Below are 17,011 nucleotides of genomic sequence, written 5' to 3'. Positions count from 1 at the left end.
GTGGCTCATATCACTTATATGACCACCGACCCGTGCGGCGGCTCGAGTTGACATTTGACGCTTTTCAGGCGCACCACCACAAGCTGTGGCTGCGTTACGCGCACACCCAGGTCGGCAGCAGATCGGCCGCCGAGGGGGTGGTGGACGCCACCTGCGCCCGGCTGCTGCGACACTGGCCCCATGTCCTGGAGCAGGAGTCGGTCGCGCGGTACGCGTGGGCGGTCCTGAAGGAGGAGGTGGCCAGGTGGCTGTACCAGCACGGTCTGCAGCCCGTCCTGGTGGACACCGCCGCCTTCCACGCCGCGATCCGCAAGCTCCTGTTGTACGAGATGCGGGACCAGTTCGCCGTCCTGCAAGGGGAGATCGGGCTCTACGGGGCCATCGCCCGGCTTCCCGAGCGGCAGTACGACGTGATCGTGCTCCGCTACGTCCTGCACGTCCCGGACGAGGAAGTCGCCGAGTACCTCGGTATCGAGGTCGCCACCGTCCGCTCCCACGTACGCCATGCCCGGCGACGACTCGCCAAGGACCTGGACGTCAGGGAAACCGAGAGGGGAGAGTGAACCGTGCGCCGTACCGAAGAAACCGCCCCGATGGAAGTCCTGCTGGAGGACGCGGAAGTCCTCACCGACACCTACGACGACTACGACGTCGAAGCCGCGCGCCGGCGGATCGCGGCCCGGGCCGCGGCGGAGGAGATACCCGCCACGGACGCGGGCGGGGCGCCCCGGCGTCATCTCTCCGCGCACGAACAGGCCGCTCACGACCTCGACCTGGCCGTCGCGCTCGTGCTCAACACCCCGGAGGCGGCGACCGGTCTGGCCCGTCTGGTCGACCAGGACCGGATCGACCCCGAGGGCGCGGTCGTCTTCGCCGCGCTGCTGCACCTGACCGGACATCAGGACGCGGCCCAGTTCTGGTGGCAGTTCGCCGCGGGGGGCGGCAACCGGACCGCCGCCTTCTGTCTCTTCCTCGCCCACCAGCAGCGCGCGGAGTTCAAGGACGCCGCCTACTGGCGGGCGCAGTCCCGGGAGCTGTCCGGCCCGCCCAGGACCGCGGCTCCGTCGGCGCTGTCCTCCCTGCGTTCCCTGCTGCCGGAATCCGTACGGCACGATCTGCTCAGCCAGTGCCGGGACGGGAACCATCCGACGCTGCCGGCCGCGCTGGAGTCCGTGATCAACCGGCTCCGCGTGGACAGCGACGACGAGGACTTCGGGGAGGTGCCGCAACCGGACGCCGGTCTGCCCGGCGACCTGAACCGTTGCGAACCCTGACGCCGCCCGACCCCCGCGGCCGCGCCCACTCGGCGCTGCCCCGATGCTCGGCACTCCCCCGGTGCTCGGCCCGGCTTCGTGCCCCCGGATGCCGGTTCCGGCTGGCGCGAAGTGCTGCGATGGTCCTTTGATGGGCGCAGGCGTGCGCCGGGCACCGCTGGGCGCGGCCCCGTGCCCGTGCCTGGGACGATTCGGCGGGTACGCGCACGAGGATGTCACGGATGACCGGTCACGGACGAGGCGAGGACGGCGCGGGCACGGGCGGCGCGGACCGCCGCGGAGAAGGCGCCGCGGACGCCGACGGCGGTGCGGGCGGGGGCGCCCGGCTCGGCGGGGGCGGTGGAGGCCGGGACGAGACCACGAACGAGGACGGAGGCGGGGGCGGGCGCCGTCACCCCGGCTACCTCGCTGCGGCGGGCGTCTTCGCCGTCGGCATGGCGGGGACGACCCTGCCCACCCCGCTCTACGGCCTCTACCGGCAGCAACTGGGCTTTTCCGAGCTGATGGTGACCGTCGTGTTCGCGGTCTACGCCCTCGGCGTCATCGCCGTCCTGCTGCTCGCGGGCACCTTCTCCGACGAGGTGGGCCGACGCCCTGTGCTCCTGTGCGCGCTGGCGCTGTCCGCGGCCAGTGCGCTCTGCTTCCTGTTCGAGGGCGGGCTCCCCGCGCTGTTCGCGGGCCGCCTGCTGTCCGGCTTCGCCGCCGGGCTCTTCAGCGGAGCGGCGACCGCGGCGGTACTGGAACTGGGGCGGCCGGGGCGCGAGGCGCGGGCAGCCTTCGCGGCGACGGCCGCCAACATGGGCGGCCTCGGCTGCGGCCCCCTGCTGTCGGGTCTACTGGCCCAGTACGCGCCCTGGCCGCTGAAACTGCCGTTCCTGACGCATCTGGCGCTGGTCCTGGCGGCGTCCGTGGTGACCTGGTTCCTGCCGGAGACGGTCCGCCGTCCACGCCGCCGGCTCCGGCTGAGGCCGCAGGGGATGGTGGTACCGCCCCGGGTACGGGGGGTCTTCGGACCGTCGGCGCTCGCGGCGTTCGCCGGGTTCTCGCTGCTGGGGCTGTTCACGGCGGTGGCGCCGTCCTTCGTGGCCCGGACCCTGGACGTGCACGACCTGGCCGTGACCGGGGCGATCGTCTTCTCGGCCTTCCTGGCGTCGACTGCGGGTCAGTCGCTGACGGCGCGGGTGGGCGCGCGGGCCGCGCTGCCCGGCGGCTGTCTGATCCTGGTGGCCGGACTGGTGCTGGTGGGCTCCTCGCTGCTGGTGGAGTCGCTGCCACTGCTCGTGGCGGGCGCGCTGTGCGGGGGGTTCGGCCAGGGGCTCGCCTTCCGCGCGGGGCTGACCGCCGTGAGCGGGGCGGCGCCGCCGGAGCAGCGGGGCGGCACGATCTCCGCCTTCTTCGTCGTCGCCTACCTGGGGATCTCGCTGCCGGTCGTCGGGGTCGGCGCGCTGACGCTCGGGCTGGGGCTGCGGGGTGCCGGCATGACCTTCGCGCTCTGTGTGACGGTGCTCGCGGCCTGCGTCGGGCTGTACGTCCTGCGCAGGCCGCCGGCCGGGGGCTGAACCGGGGCCGCCGCCCCCGCCGCCGACCATTAGGGCCTCAGGGCCGTCCGGCCGCAGGGACCTCCTCGCCCCGGGGCACCGGGCCCGGCGGGGTGCCGTCCCCGAACGGCCGGCCGCCCAGCTCCTCGCGGTGGTGCGGGGTCAGCCAGCCGGACAGATCGGGGCCGAGCGGCACGACGCCCGTCGGGTTGATGCCGGTGTGCACCTGGTAGTAGTGACGCTTGATGTGGTCGAAGTCGACGGTGTCACCGAAGCCGGGCGTCTGGTACAGGTCCCTCACGTACGCCCACAGCACCGGGTCCTCGGTCAGCTTCGACCGGTTGCACTTGAAGTGGCCGTGGTAGACGGCGTCGAAGCGCACGAGCGTGGTGAACAGCCGGATGTCCGCCTCCGTGATGGTGTCGCCCACCAGGTAGCGCCGGTCCACGAGCCGTTCGGAGACCAGGTCCAGGCGCCGGAAGACATCGCGGAAGGCCTCCTCGTACTCCCGCTGTCCCGAGGCGAACCCGGCGCGGTAGACACCGTTGTTGACATCGCGGTACACGCCCTCCATGACCTCGTCGATCTCCTCGCGCAACGGCTCGGGGTACAGGTCGGGCGCACCGGGGCGGTGCAGCGCGGTCCACTCGGTCGCGAGGTCCAGGGTGATCTGCTGGAAGTCGTTGGTGACGAGCTTCCCGCTGGGTACGTCGACGATCGCGGGCACGCTGACCCCGCCCGGGTAGCCCGTCTCCCGCGCGTCGTAGGCCTCCGCGAGGAAGTGGATGCCGAGGACGGGGTCCCGACCGTCCGGGTCGAGGGTGAAGCGCCAGCTGCGGTCGTCCTGGACGGGGTCGGCGACGGCGAGGGAGAGGGCGTCCTCCAGGCCGAGGAGCCGCCGGGAGATCACAGCGCGGCTGGCCCAGGGGCAGGCACGGCTGACGACGAGCCGGTAGCGGCCGGGCTCGACCGGCCAGCCGTCCCCGCCGTCGGCGGTGACGCGGTCGGCGAAGTGGCTCTTCGATCGTTTGAAGGGCTTGCGGCCGTAACTCTCGTTGCCGTCGGGGGCACCGTCCTCGGGGCGGCTGTCCACGGAGCGGTTTTCCTTCGGGTCGTTCATCGTCGGTACTCCTTACGGTGCTGCGCTCGACGGTCTCAGCCTTCCCCGAACCGGACGGATGTCCCAGGCCGGGGCCCGCTCCGTGTCAGGTCGCCCGTGGTCCCGTCCGGTCGGGTAAGGGCCCTCACCCCGGAGACTCACCCCGGAGAGGCCGGCCCGCGGGAGGCGCCCGCTGCCCGTCGGTGCCCCACGGCGACGTCGGCCAGGGCGACGAGCAGCGCGGCCACCACGAACGCGACGGCCACGATCAGCCCGTCGTCGTACGCCCCCGCCCAGCCCTCCCTGGTGACCCGGGCGAAGAAGACGGAGCCGACCGCCGCGATCCCGACGGCGGACCCGACGCGCTGACCGGTCTGGAGGGTGCCGCCCGCGCTGCCCGCCAGGGGCACGGGGACCTCCGCGAGCGTCAGCGTCTGGTTGGGCGTGATGACCAGGCCGCTGCCCAGTCCGGCCAGCAGCAGCGGCGCCGCGATCGCCCATCCGACGCCGCGCCCCGGCACCAGGTGCACCGCCAGCACGGTGGCCCCCAGACCGACCGCCACCATCACCAGCCCGACGACAACCAGTGGCCTGCCCAGCCGGGTGACCAGCCGGCCGCCGAGGGCGGCCGCCGCGCCGGAGCCGAGGGCGAAGGGGGTGATGGCCAGTCCGGCCTCCAGTGCCGTGTAGTGCCGTCCGTTCTGGAGGAAGAGTGTGGTGATGAAGAAGATCGAGGTGAATCCCGCGAAGTAGAGCAGGATCAGCAGACAGCCCAGCGAGAACGAACGGAACCGGAAGAGTCCCAGGTTCAGCAGCGGCTGCGTCCCGCCCGGCCGGCACCGGGACTCCCACTTGACGAAGCCGGCCAGCAGCCCTGCCGCGAGCACCAGCAGCAGCCACTTGGCGTTGCCGTGCCACTGCTGGGCCTGGACGAAGGGGAGCAGCAGGGCCAGTACCCCGGTTCCCAGCAGCAGGACTCCGTACGGGTCCAGGTCGCGCAGCCGGACCCGGGTGGCCGACGGGGTGTCCGGCAGCAGCCGGCGGGCGAGCAGCAGGCAGACCACGCCCAGCGGGAGGTTGACGTAGAAGACCCACCGCCAGCCCTCCTCGGCCCCGGCCGCCTGGATCAGCAGACCGCCGAGCAGCGGACCCACGGCCGTGGAGAACCCGACCACCGTGCCGAACATGCCGAACGCGCGCCCCCGCTCGTGTCCGGCGAACATCTGCTGGATCAGCGCGGAGATCTGCGGGGAGACCATGCCTCCCGCGAGGCCCTGCACCAGCCGGGCGACCACCAGCCAGAGGCTGGACTGGGCCAGGCCACAGGCCGCGGAGGCGAGAGTGAACAGCGTGAGCCCCGCCATGAAGACCGCCCGCCGGCCCCGGGCGTCCCCCAGCCGCCCGGCCGGGACGAGGAAGAGTCCGAAGGCGAGGGCGTAGCCGGAGACGACCCACTGGAGATCGGACTCCGGGGCCGCGAGTCCTTGCCTGATGGAGGGCAGGGCGACGTTGACGATGGAAACGTCCAGGAGGGTCATGAACCCGGCCACCAGACACACCGCCAGCGCCTTCCAGCGCCGGGGATCGGGCTCGCCGCCCGCGCCGCCCGGCCCTGGGGCACCGTCCGCCGGGACGCCCCTGTCCCGCTCCGGTTTCCGTGGCATGGTTCGTACCCTAGTGCCCCGGTTCGGGGAAGGTATCGGCTCCGCGCCGACACGCGTGCCGCTCCCCCGCCGCAGGACGGGCCCGCCGCGCACCACGCGGCGGGCCCGTCCCCCTTCGTGCCGGAACTGTGCCGGTCGGCCCACGGGGCCGTCAGCCCGTCACTTCACGTTGATCGCGGTCCAGGCGGCGCCGACCGCCTTGTACTCGGCGCTCGACGTGCCGTAGAGGTCGCCCGCCGCGCTGAGCGTCGCGGTGCGGGCCCTGGCGTAGTTGGTGGTCGATGTCATGTACGTGGTGAGCGCCTTGTACCAGATCTTTATGGCCTTGTCCCGGCCGATGCCGGTGACCTTGGAACCGTCGGAGGTGGGGCTGTTGTAGCTCACGCCGTTGATGGTCTTGGCGCCGCTGCCCTCGGACAACAGGTAGAAGAAGTGGTTGGCCGGTCCTGACGAGTAGTGCACGTCGATGCCGCCGAGACCGGAGGACCAGTAGTCCTTGGACGCGCCGTCCTTGCTCGGCTTGTCCTGGTAGCGCAGCGGGGTGCCGTCGCCGTTGATGTCGATCTTCTCGCCGATGAGGTAGTCGCCCGGGTCGCTGGGCGTACCGGAGTAGAACTCGACGGCGGTGGCGAAGATGTCGCTGGTCGCCTCGTTGAGGCCGCCGGACTCGCCGCTGTAGTTCAGGTTCGCGGTGTTCGAGGTGACGCCGTGGCTCATCTCGTGGGCGGCCACGTCGATGGACGTGAGCGGGTTGGCGTTGCCGGAGCCGTCGCCGTAGGTCATGCAGAAGCAGCTGTCGTCCCAGAAGGCGTTGACGTAGCTGTTGCCGTAGTGGGTACGGGAGTAGGACGCGACGCCGTTGTTCTTGATGCCGTTGCGGCCGAGCACGTTCTTGAAGAAGTCCCAGGTCTCGGCGGCACCGTAGTGGGCGTCGACGCCGGCGCTCTGACGTCCGCCGCCCCAGACGTCGTCGGCGTCGGTGAAGAGCGTGCCGGTGCCGGAGGTGCGCTGGTTCAGGTCGTACGTCTTGTGGTTGCCGCGACCGCTGTCGGTGAGGTTGTAGGTGCTGCCGCTCTTGGTGGTGCCGAGGGTGACGCTGCCGTTGTAGTCGCCGGTGCCGGTGCCCGTGTGGATGGCCTCGTCGCGGAACAGTTCCTTGCCGGTGGTCGCGTCGGTGACGACGTGCAGTTCGCTGGGGGTGCCGTCGGCCTGGACGCCCTTGACGACGGTCTCCCAGGCCAGCACGGGTGTGCCGGAGGCCGCCCAGACCACCTTGCGCGCGCTGTCGGCGGTGGCGTCGGTGGTCCGTGCCGCGGCGGCGGCCTTCAGGGCGGTGTGCTTCGCGCTCGCCGGGCCGGCCTCGGCGTCGGTCCCGGCCACGGTGATCCGGGCGTCGGTGGCCCTGGTCACGCCGCGCGTCCCGGAGGGGGCCCGGTGGACGACCAGGTCGCCGCCGAGGACGGGCAGACCCGCGTAGGTGCGTTCGTAGCGGGTGTGCACCGTGCCGTCGGCGTCCTTGACGACGTCCCGGACGACGAGCTTCTCCCGGGCTCCGAGTCCGAGGGCCCCGGCCTCGGCGGCGCTGTCCGCCTGGGCGGACGCGATGGCCGCCGCGCGCTGGCCCGGGGTGAGCAGGAGCGCGGTGGCGCCGCTCGCGCGGTCGGTGCCGGACTGCGCGCCGGCCAGGGGCGCCTGCACGCCCACGACCACCATGGCGGCGGAGGCGACCAGTGCCGCGAGCCGGGCGGCGTGCGTGCGGGAGGAGTTCTTCCGGGGGGAGGACGCTACGAGTCTCACTCAGTCTCCAAGGGTGTCGGGCCGCCGGTGAGCGGCTCCGTGTGGGGAAGCGGCGGCGCCGATCGGGGCCGCCGCCCGGGAGTGCGGAGCCGTGCTGAGCTGTGCGTGTGTCATGAAGGGGGCCCTGCGCGCCTTCTACGCGCGGTGAGCCGACCAGAGACTGACACCGATGGGTCAGGTTCGAATAGTTCGAATACCAGAATTTGACCGTGTGTTGTCCGTTCGACTAAGCAAAAACGGCATCAACTGGCTTTACCCGGACGGGGCGAAACGCCGAGCGCCCCTCCGGCGGGTGCCGGAGGGGCGTCGGCGTGTCGCCGGAGCCGGCCTGCTATTCGAAGAGGTCGGAGTAGGCCCCCAGGGCCAGCGCGATGTCCGCCTGGGCCCAGAAGCGGTGGTAGGTGAAGGTGGGCGCGGCGCCGCCCTTCAGGTACGCCTCGACCTTGGACCAGGCCGGGTCGCTCTCGTAGAAGGACCGGATCGAGCTGAAGGTGGAACTGGAGTCGATCGGATCGCCGTTCGGCATGGTCCCGGTCCAGCCGCTCGGTACGTACACGGGGTCGTCGAACCGGTTGTAGTCGGCACGGGTCTCGGGCACCGCGATGCCCAGGGCGTCCGAGTGGTGGTCCCACATGCCGTCGAGCAGTGCCTTGGCGGTGCTCTTCGCCTGCGCGTCACCGGACTTCGCCGCGTAGTACGAGAGGGTCTTGGCGTACGCGGCGGCCACGCCGACGTCGTCGGTGTAGTCCGCGACCGTCACGTGCAGTCCGGCGTTGGCGCCGGGGCTGGCGGCGTTCCAGGTGTCGGGCTTGCCGGACCACTGGAGTGTGGACGGGATCAGGTAGCTGCCGTCGGGGTTGACCGTGGTCTTGGACAGGGCCCACTTCACCCACTTGTCCAGGACGGTCTTGGCGGCGGCGTCCCCCGTCCTGTTGTAGTACTCCGCGACGCGCTCCATCGACCACGCCTGGAAGCCGAACCACTGGTTGGACGGCGGGTCGTGGTAGACGGGGGCCTCGTCGTAGAACATGCCGTAGAAGGTGGACGAGCCGGCCGGGGGCGTGGCGTAGCGTCCCGCCCAGCTGTTGGTGGCGCCGCCCGCGATGCCCCCCTCGGCGGACTGGAGCCAGCGGTAGAACTCCAGCTGGCGCTTGAGGCTGGTGGTCCAGTCCTGTTGCCCGGTGGCGGACTTGGGCTTGAGGTCGGGGTAGGAACTCAGCGCCCACGCGGCCATCGGGTTCTGGTACCCGCTGTGCGCGAAGCTGGAGCCGATGCGCCAGGACCAGCCGGCGGAGGTGTCGGTGGCGCCGCCCCAGGCGTAGTACCAGGAGAGCAGGTAGTGGGAGCTGTCCTTGCCGGTGCCGGCGGCGCAGGCGGTCTCACCCACACAGTTGCCGATCTTCTTGAAGTACTTGTCGTACATGGCGTAGCGGAGGTAGTCGCCCATCTTGGCCGCCTTGGCGACGTTGGCCGAGATCTGGCTGCCCTTGCCCTGCTCCTTGGCCCACTCCGAGGCCCAGTAGGCGGCCTGCACGACGCGCGCGTCGGCGTCGGGGGCGTTGGTGAACTTCCACTGCTTGGCGTACGAGGCGTCGCCGGTGAACAGGTCCAGGTACCCGTTCTTGCCGCCGTACTTGAACCCGTCGCAGGTCGGCTGCGTCACCGTCTCCCAGACGGACTCCTGCGGGCCGCGCTGGAAGGTGTTGATGTACGAGGGCCCCTGGGCGGCCGGTCCGGATTCGCACGTGCCCGGCTCGTTGCCGTACCCGTAGACGTTGTCGACGTCCTGGATCCAGTGCATGCCGTAGATGTCGTCGGTGCCGTACGCGCTCTTCAGCTCGCCCGCGATGGGGTCCCTGCCGACGGAGACGCCCGGGTTGAGCTGGGAGGGGTACTGCGAGGGCTGGTCCCACTCGGGGGCGTACGTGGCCGGTTTCGACGCGTTGTAGAAGCTGTTGGTGGGCTGGTCCGCGTGGGTGGGGATCATGTACTTCTCCATGATGTCCCACGCGCCGTTGAACTTGGACCAGTCCCCGGAGACCTTTCCGTACATCGCCTGGAGCCAGATCAGGTAGCTGTACGCCTCCGACGTGGTCTCGTGACCGTGGTCGGGGGCCTCGACGATCAGGGTCTCCACGGAGTGGTACGGGATGCCCTCGGGCGAGAAGTAGCCCGCGGCCGGGTTCGTGATCTTGCCGTAGAGCTCCAGGAACTTGGCGTCGTACCCGGCGGTGGCGGCCAGCTGGGTGACCGTCACCTCCGCCTTGGTCTGTCCGGGCGCGGTCGCCGTGAAGGTCGCGGTGCCGGTGCCGGAGGCCGCGGCGGCGATCGTCACGTTCTGCGCGGTGTCCCAGTTGGCGGGGGTGAAGGTGAGGCCGGCGCCGGAGGCGACGGTCAGCCCGGTGGTGCCCGCGGTCCTGGCGACGGTGACCGTCACATTGGCGGTCGGCCGCGTCGACAGCTTCAGGCCGAACGTGCCCGTCTTCCCCTGTTGGACGCCCAGTTGGACCGGGCTCGCGACCAGGGACGGGCCCGCCGTGACCCGTACGCCGACGGGGGTGGACTCGGCGGCGGCGCCCTGGCCGTCGTACGCCTTGGCGTACAGCGAGAGATCGCCGGCCGGGACGTTCGTGTAGTCGAAGCTGTACGGCGAGGAGGTGTCGGTGCCCAGCAGCGTGGTGTCGCTGTAGAACTCGACCTTGGCTATGCCCGCTCCGTCCGCGGCCGCGGCGGTGGCGGCCAGCGGGATCGTGCCGCCCGCGGCGAAGACGGCGCCGGGGGCCGGGCTGGTCAGCACGGTCAGTGGTGGCTGGTGCGCTCCGGCGCAGGTCACACCGTTGACGGAGAAGACGGTGGGGGCGGTGTTCGCGCCGCTGTAGGTGAAGTTCGCGCCGGTGGTGGCGGCGGCTCCCGGCGCGATCCTCCCGTTGTGGGAGGCGTTCTTGACGGTGACGGTCTTCCCGGACTGCGACCAGCTGCCGTTCCAGCCGTTGGTGAGGGTCTGATTGCCGGCGTAACCGTAGGTGAGGCTCCAGCCGTCGACGGCCTCCGTGCCTCGGTTGGTGATCGTCAGCTCGGCCGTGAAGCCGGAGCCCCAGTCGTTCGTCTTGTAGTCGACACCGCACTGGACGGCGGCGGCGTGGGCGGGGGCGCCGCCGCCGGCGTTAAGCGCCAGCGGCAGGGAGAGGGCGGCCACCAGGGCGGTCAGCAGCCGTCTGACTCCGCGCGGCCGGCCCGGCCGTCTCGGCGGAGGCAGTGCCCCGGGCGGGGATCCACGTAAGGCGGGCATGGGGGTGGTCCTCCTCGCGGTTCGGTGCGGGTGTGGGGGCGAACCAGTGGGAGCGCTCCCAAGCGTCGGGGTGGCCCGCGAAGGTGTCAAGAGTTTGAACACGACCCACGTCCGGACGACATCACCGATAAAAGAAGTCAACCGAGGTGTTGACTCACGCCACTTCGGCGCTACCGTCGAACAGAACCAGTGGGAGCGCTTCCATCAGTCATACGCCGCACCAGGCGGCGTATTGGCCACCGAGGAGTCGCTCCATGCGACCACCACCGCGCCTGCGAGCGCTGGTGGCCGCCGTGGCCCTGGCCATGGCGGCCACCGCCTTCGTACCGCAGGGCTCCGCGTCGGGAACCGCGGCTTCCTGCACCGTCGAGTACAGCGTGACCAGCCAGTGGAGCAACGGCTTCCAGGGCAGCGTCACGCTGACCAACCACGGGACACCGCTCGAGAACTGGTCCCTCGCCTTCGACTTCCCCGGGAGCCAGAAGGTGACCCAGGGCTGGAGCGCGAAGTGGTCCCAGTCCGGGAAGACCGTGACCGCGGTCAACGAGAGCTGGAACGGAGAGATCGCCACCGGTGGCTCGGTCAGCGCCGGCTTCACCGCCGCCACGTCGGGGTCCAACCCGGCACCGACGGCGTTCACGCTCAACGGCAGCGCGTGCACCGGGGACTCGGGGCCGACCGACCCGAACGAGCCGCCCCCGGACCCGTCGCCGGGCGGCGCGCCCCCGAAGCTGCGTGTGTCCGGCAACAAGCTGGTGGACGAGAAGGGGGCGACCCGGCGGCTGCTCGGGGTCAACCGCTCCGGCGGCGAGTTCATGTGCGTCCAGGGCTACGGCGTCTTCGACGGCCCGGTGGACGACGCGTCCGTCAAGGCCATCGCGGACTGGAAGGTGAACGCCGTCCGGGTGCCGCTCAACGAGGAGTGCTGGCTGGGCCTGTCGCATGTGAACCCGGCCTACGCCGGCGCCAACTACATCACGGCGGTCAAGCAGTTCGTGGCGCGGCTGGAGGCGCACGGCATCACACCGATCCTCGAACTGCACTGGTCCAACGGGAAGTACACGGGCGGTGACAGCCACTGTCCGGACACCGAGTACGCGACGTGTCAGAAACCGATGCCGAACGCGCGGTACACGCCGTCCTTCTGGACGTCGGTGGCCCAGACGTTCAAGAACGATCCGGCGGTCGTCTTCGACCTGTTCAACGAGCCGTTCCCGGACCGGGCCACCTCGAACCTGACCGCGGCCTGGACCTGCTGGCGCGACGGCGGCACCTGCCCGGGGATCGACTACCCGGTGGCGGGGATGCAGTCGCTGGTGAACGCGGTGCGGGCCACCGGCGCCGGCAACCTGGTGCTCGTCCCGGGCATCGCGTACTCCAACGACATGCGCCAGTGGCCGGAGTACCGGCCCACCGACCCGGCGGGCAACCTCGCCGCCGCCTGGCACACGTACAACTTCAACGTCTGCGCGAGCGAGAGCTGCTGGAACGAACAGCTCGCGCCGGTGGCGGCCCAGGTGCCGTTCGTGGCGGGTGAGATCGGCGAGAACACCTGCTCGCACGGCTATATCGACCGCGTCATGGCGTGGCTGGACGCCCGTGGCGCCTCGTACCTCGGCTGGACCTGGAACACCTGGGACTGTTCTTCGGGCCCGTCCTTGATCAGCGACTACAACGGTACGCCGACCTCCTTCGGCGTAGGACTACGTGACCATCTGAAGGGACTGTCATGAGCCGCATCCACACCCCCGCACGGCGAACACGGCACACCCGAACGGCGTTCCTCGGCGCCTGCGCGCTGATCGCCGCCGCGGCGGGCATGGTGACCTCGCCGGGCGGCGCCGCCGCCGCCGTGGCCGCGCCGGCCGCCAAGGTCGACAACCCCTACGTCGGCGCCGGGGTGTACGTGAACCCCGAGTGGTCCGCGAAGGCCGCCGCCGAGCCGGGCGGCAGCCGCGTCTCCAACCAGCCGACCGGCGTCTGGCTGGACCGGATCGCCGCCATCCAGGGCGCGGGCGGCAAGATGGGCCTGCGCGCCCACCTGGACAGGGCGCTGCAACAGGCGGCGGGCAGGGCGTTCGTCGTCCAGCTCGTCATCTACAACCTGCCGGGACGCGACTGCTCGGCGCTGGCGTCCAACGGCGAGCTGGGCCCGACGGAGATCGACCGCTACAAGACCCAGTACATCGACCCGATCGCCGCCATCCTCGCCGACAGCAAGTACGCGAACCTGCGGATCGTGACGACGGTCGAGATCGACTCGCTGCCCAACCTCGTCACCAACGTCACCCCGCGGCCCACCGTCACCCCGCAGTGCGACGTGATGAAGGCGAACGGCAACTACATCAAGGGCGTCGGCTACGCGCTGAACAAGCTGGGCGCCATCGGCAACGTCTACAACTACGTGGACGCCGGACACCACGGCTGGATCGGCTGGGACGACAACTTCAACGCCTCCGCCCAGATATTCAAGCAGGCCGCGACCGCCGAGGGCAGCACGGTCGACAACGTGCACGGCTTCATCGTCAACACCGCCAACTACGGCGCGACGAAGGAGAACAACTTCACCATCAACGACAACATCGCGGGCAAGTCCGTGCGTGAGTCGAAGTGGGTCGACTGGAACCGCTACGTCGACGAGCAGTCGTTCGCGCAGGCCTTCCGGCAGGAAGCGGTGAAGGTCGGCTTCCCCTCGGGCGTCGGCATGCTGATCGACACTTCCCGCAACGGGTGGGGCGGGTCCGCCCGGCCCTCCGGACCCGGCGCCCAGACCAGTGTGGACACGTATGTGGACGGCGGGCGGTACGACCGTCGGATCCACCTCGGCAACTGGTGCAACCAGTCCGGAGCCGGGCTCGGCGAACGGCCCAAGGCCGCGCCCGCGGCGGGCATCGACGCGTACGTCTGGATGAAGCCGCCGGGCGAGTCCGACGGCGCGAGCCGGGAGATCCCGAACGACCAGGGCAAGGGATTCGACCGGATGTGCGACCCGACCTACACGGGGAACCCGCGCAACAACAACAACATGTCCGGCGCGCTGCCCAACGCGCCGCTCTCCGGTGACTGGTTCTCCGCCCAGTTCCAGGAGCTGATGAAGAACGCCTACCCGGCGCTGTAGTTCCGCGACCGGCGAGGTCCGCGCGACCGGGCGGACCTCGCCGGGAGGAGTACGCCCCTCATGAACGGCCCTCCCGGCAGGGCCGCGGCAGGCACCCGCGGGGGCCGGTGGACACTCCTGTCCACCGGCCCTTCCATGTGTGCGCGTTTCTGCGTGTTTTCGAGCGAGTTACTCGTGCGTAGTCCATCACAGGGAGGTGACATCGGCGACTGTCTCGCCTTTCGGCCGCCATGACACGGTTGGCGCAGTCACCGGCCGAGGGAGCGCGTAGTGAACAAGGGGTACGCAGTGTTCTGCGACGCCGACCGGCATTTCTACGACGCGCCGCACCGCCTGTCCTCCACCGGCGGCACGGGCCGCGAGAAGCAGTACGAGGCCGCCCGGCGGCCGGCGCCCGCCGGCTGGCAGGCGCACCGCACGGGAGACTGGCTGGCCTGGCGTCCGCTCGACGCGCGACTGCCCTCCCAGGGCTGGAAGATCCATGTGTCGGCGACTCTGAGGAACGCCGAGTCCGTACTGGACCGTGTGATCGACTACTGCGTCCCCCGCTCGCTCGCGTTCAAGTTCGTGCCGAGCGGATACCTGCTGCACACCCGCAACGCGAAGTACGCGGACCGGGCGGCCAGCGGCAAGTTCATCACCGTCTACCCGGCCGACACCGAGCGGTGCGGCACCGTGGCGGCGGAGCTGGACGCGCTGCTGACGGGGGAGCCGGGACCGTACATCCTGAGCGACCTGCGCTGGGGCGAGGGACCCGTGCACCTGCGCTACGGCAGCTTCACCCGGCGGAACTGCTACGACGCCGACGGCGAACTGCGCCCGGCCGTGGAGAACGCCGAGGGCAGGCTCGTACCGGACTTCCGGGGCCCGGTGTTCCGGATACCCGAGTGGGTGACCCCGCCGGACTTCCTCCGGCCGCACCTCGACGCGCGGAACGCCACGACGGTCACCGGCATGCCGTACACCATCGAGCGTGCCCTGCACTTCTCCAACGGCGGTGGCGTCTATGTGGGACACCACACCGGAACCGGCGAGCGGGTCGTCCTCAAGGAGGCCAGACCGCACGCCGGGCTGGCCGCGGACGGAGCCGACGCGGTGACCCGGCTGGAGCGGGAACAGGACGCGCTGGAACGGCTGTCGGGCCTTGCCTGCACCCCGGAGGTGCGGGACAGCTTCGAACTGGGCGGCCATCGCTTCCTGGTGCTCGAACACATCGAGGGCAAGCCGCTCAACACCTTCTTCGCCCGCCGGCACCCGCTGATCGACGCCGATCCGGACCCGGCGCGACTCGCCGAGTACACGGCGTGGGCGCTCAGGATCCACGGTCTGGTGGAGCGGGCCGTGGCGGCGGTGCACGAGCGTGGTGTCGTCTTCAACGATCTGCACCTGTTCAACATCATGGTGTCCGAGGACGAGTCGTCGGTGGTGCTGCTCGACTTCGAGGCGGCGGCCCCCGCCGAGCGGGGCGGCCGGCAGACCGTGGCCAACCCGGCGTTCGTGGCCCCGGCGGACCGGCGCGGCCTCGACGTCGACCGGTACGCGCTGGCGTGCCTGCGGCTCGCCCTGTTCATCCCGCTGACCAGCCTGTTCGCCATCGACCGCGGCAAGGCGGAACACCTCGCGGAGGTGATCGCGCGCCAGTTCCCGGTGGAGCGGGCGTTCCTGGACGAGGCCGTCGCCGAGATATGCCGGGAGCCGGCGGTGGCCGGAGCCGGAGCGGGGGCATCGGCATCGGCCGGTACGCGAACCGGGGCGGCCGGGACGAGGACGGTGGCCGCCCCCACGGGCGTTCCGTATCTGCCCGTCGAGCCCGGCGCGTGGCCGCGCAGCCGGGACTCCATGGCGCGGGCCGTCCTCGCCTCCGCCTCACCCGACCGCGAGGACCGCTTCTTCCCCGGCGACATCGCCCAGTTCGGCACGGCGGGCGGTGGCCTGTCGTTCGGCTACGGCGCGGCCGGCGTGCTGTACGCGCTGGAGCGGAGCGGAGCCGGCCGGCACGGTCCGGCGGAGGAGTGGCTGCTGCTGAGAGCCAAGGACCCGGCCCCCGGGACCCCGCTCGGCTTCTACGACGGCCTGGCGGGTGTGGCCTGGACCCTGGACCGTCTCGGTCATCGCGAACAGGCGTTGGACCTAGTCGACTTGACGTTACGTCAGGCATGGCGGGAACTGCCGCCCGACCTGCACGGAGGTGCCGCCGGACTCGGTCTCGCGCTGAGCGATCTCGCCGCGGCCTCCGGCGAGCGGAGGCTGCACGAGGCGGCACTGCGCTGCGCGGACCGGGCGGCTTCCGCCGTCTCCGGTACCCCGGCCGACGGTGACGTGGCGGGGCAGGTCGGCGGAATGCCGCGCGGAGCCGACGGTCTGCCACGCGCCGGGCTGCTGTACGGCGCCTCGGGCACCGCCCTGCTGTTCCTGCGTCTGTACGAGCGCACCCAGGACACCGCGCTGCTCGACCTCGCCGCCGTCGCGCTCCGCCGCGACCTGGCCCGGTGCAGGCACGGCGCCGGCGGCACCCTCCAGGTCGACGAGGGCTGGCGCACCATGCCGTACCTGGGCGCGGGCAGCGTCGGCATCGGCATGGTGCTGGACGACTACCTCGCGCACCGCCCGGACGAGGAGTTCGAGCGGGCGCGCGGTGAGATCGTCCGGGCGGCGCAGGCCACCTTCTACGCACAGCCGGGCCTCTTCCGCGGCGCCGCGGGCATGGTGCTCTACCTCAGCCGCACCACGGCCGGCGGCCCGGGCACCCAAGAGGCGGACGTACGGCGGCAGATGGACGCCCTCTCCTGGCACGCCATGACGTACCAGGGCCATCTCGCCTTTCCCGGCGAACAGATGATGCGGCTGTCCATGGACCTGTCGACCGGCACCGCCGGCTGTCTCCTGGCGCTCGCCGCCGCGCACGACCGAACGGCGCACCTGCCGTTCCTGCCGCCGCTCAGGCGGCCCTAGAGCCGGCTCCCACCGGGAGCCGTAACCGAAACACATCGTCCCCACAAGAGAGGAAACACCATGAACCTGCTCGAGCTTCAGTCGATGGAGACCCCGAAGGAAGAGGCCACGGGTGACGTCGCCACCGGCAGCCGCGCGAGCCTGCTGCTCTGCGGTGACAGCAGCCTGAGCGTCACCACCTGTAACTGACGTCGTGACGTCGGCGACGTGTCCCCGCTGGCACGTCGCCGGTGTCCTGGCACGGCGTCGTCGCGTCGACGGCATGACGCCGACGACGTGA

The 17,011-nt window shown here is 71.1% G+C and carries 11 protein-coding genes; 7 read left to right on the top strand and 4 right to left on the bottom strand.

Annotated features, from left to right (window positions below; genetic code table 11):
• Window positions 1–47 precede the first annotated feature (47 nt).
• The 3 genes from ACU6P3_RS30680 to ACU6P3_RS30670 all read left to right on the top strand — a co-directional run bounded on the left by ACU6P3_RS30680 (window position 48) and on the right by ACU6P3_RS30670 (window position 2,833).
• Window positions 48–563 (top strand): RNA polymerase sigma factor, encoded by a 516-nt coding sequence (locus ACU6P3_RS30680; protein WP_447195066.1) that lies wholly within the window; start codon window positions 48–50, stop codon window positions 561–563.
• A gap of 3 nt (window positions 564–566) precedes the next feature.
• Window positions 567–1,274: a hypothetical protein gene (locus ACU6P3_RS30675; protein WP_447195065.1), complete on the top strand. Its 708-nt coding sequence runs from the start codon at window positions 567–569 to the stop codon at window positions 1,272–1,274.
• 434 nt (window positions 1,275–1,708) lie between these two features.
• Window positions 1,709–2,833, top strand: a complete 1,125-nt coding sequence (locus tag ACU6P3_RS30670) for an MFS transporter (RefSeq protein ID WP_447198133.1) — start codon at window positions 1,709–1,711, stop codon at window positions 2,831–2,833.
• Between the two features lie 37 nt (window positions 2,834–2,870).
• Here ACU6P3_RS30670 and ACU6P3_RS30665 read toward each other — a convergent pair whose 3' ends face one another.
• The 4 genes from ACU6P3_RS30665 to ACU6P3_RS30650 all read right to left on the bottom strand — a co-directional run bounded on the left by ACU6P3_RS30665 (window position 2,871) and on the right by ACU6P3_RS30650 (window position 10,661).
• Window positions 2,871–3,932, bottom strand: a complete 1,062-nt coding sequence (locus tag ACU6P3_RS30665) for a glutathione S-transferase family protein (protein WP_447195064.1) — start codon at window positions 3,930–3,932, stop codon at window positions 2,871–2,873.
• Window positions 3,933–4,069: 137 nt separating this feature from the next.
• The gene (locus tag ACU6P3_RS30660; RefSeq protein ID WP_447195063.1) at window positions 4,070–5,575 is read right to left on the bottom strand and encodes an MFS transporter; all 1,506 of its coding nucleotides are present in this window, start codon (window positions 5,573–5,575) and stop codon (window positions 4,070–4,072) included.
• 159 nt (window positions 5,576–5,734) lie between these two features.
• A complete protein-coding gene (locus ACU6P3_RS30655) occupies window positions 5,735–7,372 on the bottom strand; it encodes a M4 family metallopeptidase (RefSeq protein WP_447195062.1) in 1,638 nt (545 codons plus the stop codon).
• A 331-nt stretch (window positions 7,373–7,703) separates the two neighbouring features.
• Window positions 7,704–10,661, bottom strand: a complete 2,958-nt coding sequence (locus ACU6P3_RS30650; protein WP_447195061.1) for a glycoside hydrolase family 48 protein — start codon at window positions 10,659–10,661, stop codon at window positions 7,704–7,706.
• A 254-nt stretch (window positions 10,662–10,915) separates the two neighbouring features.
• Between ACU6P3_RS30650 and ACU6P3_RS30645 the strand changes: the two genes are divergently transcribed.
• The 4 genes from ACU6P3_RS30645 (at window position 10,916) to ramS (ending at window position 16,920) form a co-directional block, all read left to right on the top strand.
• Complete coding sequence (locus tag ACU6P3_RS30645) at window positions 10,916–12,394, top strand: cellulose binding domain-containing protein (protein WP_447195060.1); 1,479 nt, start codon at window positions 10,916–10,918, stop codon at window positions 12,392–12,394.
• On the top strand, window positions 12,391–13,779 hold the full coding sequence (locus tag ACU6P3_RS30640; RefSeq protein WP_447195059.1) for a glycoside hydrolase family 6 protein: 1,389 nt from the start codon (window positions 12,391–12,393) through the stop codon (window positions 13,777–13,779). The genes ACU6P3_RS30645 and ACU6P3_RS30640 overlap by 4 nt, the downstream gene beginning before the upstream one ends.
• A 270-nt stretch (window positions 13,780–14,049) precedes the next feature.
• Window positions 14,050–16,731 (top strand): class III lanthionine synthetase LanKC, encoded by a 2,682-nt coding sequence (gene lanKC / locus ACU6P3_RS30635; protein ID WP_447195058.1) that lies wholly within the window; start codon window positions 14,050–14,052, stop codon window positions 16,729–16,731.
• 60 nt (window positions 16,732–16,791) lie between these two features.
• Complete coding sequence (ramS, locus tag ACU6P3_RS30630) at window positions 16,792–16,920, top strand: mycelium formation morphogenetic lantipeptide SapB (RefSeq protein ID WP_030740614.1); 129 nt, start codon at window positions 16,792–16,794, stop codon at window positions 16,918–16,920.
• The last annotated feature ends 91 nt before the right edge of the window (window positions 16,921–17,011 follow it).

The organism is Streptomyces hebeiensis (assembly GCF_052983195.1).
Note: the sequence above shows the minus strand (reverse complement) of the source record. Positions and strands in the feature narration are given on the sequence as shown.

Bases quoted from the DNA above. Each gene is read 5' to 3' on its own strand.
- ACU6P3_RS30670 (WP_447198133.1), top strand. From the start codon at position 1,709: ATGGCGGGGACGACCCTGCCCACCCCGCTCTACGGCCTCTACCGGCAG.
- ACU6P3_RS30665 (WP_447195064.1), bottom strand. From the start codon at position 3,932: ATGAACGACCCGAAGGAAAACCGCTCCGTGGACAGCCGCCCCGAGGAC.
- ACU6P3_RS30660 (WP_447195063.1), bottom strand. From the start codon at position 5,575: ATGCCACGGAAACCGGAGCGGGACAGGGGCGTCCCGGCGGACGGTGCC.
- ACU6P3_RS30650 (WP_447195061.1), bottom strand. From the start codon at position 10,661: ATGCCCGCCTTACGTGGATCCCCGCCCGGGGCACTGCCTCCGCCGAGA.
- ACU6P3_RS30645 (WP_447195060.1), top strand. From the start codon at position 10,916: ATGCGACCACCACCGCGCCTGCGAGCGCTGGTGGCCGCCGTGGCCCTG.
- ACU6P3_RS30640 (WP_447195059.1), top strand. From the start codon at position 12,391: ATGAGCCGCATCCACACCCCCGCACGGCGAACACGGCACACCCGAACG.
- ramS (WP_030740614.1), top strand. From the start codon at position 16,792: ATGAACCTGCTCGAGCTTCAGTCGATGGAGACCCCGAAGGAAGAGGCC.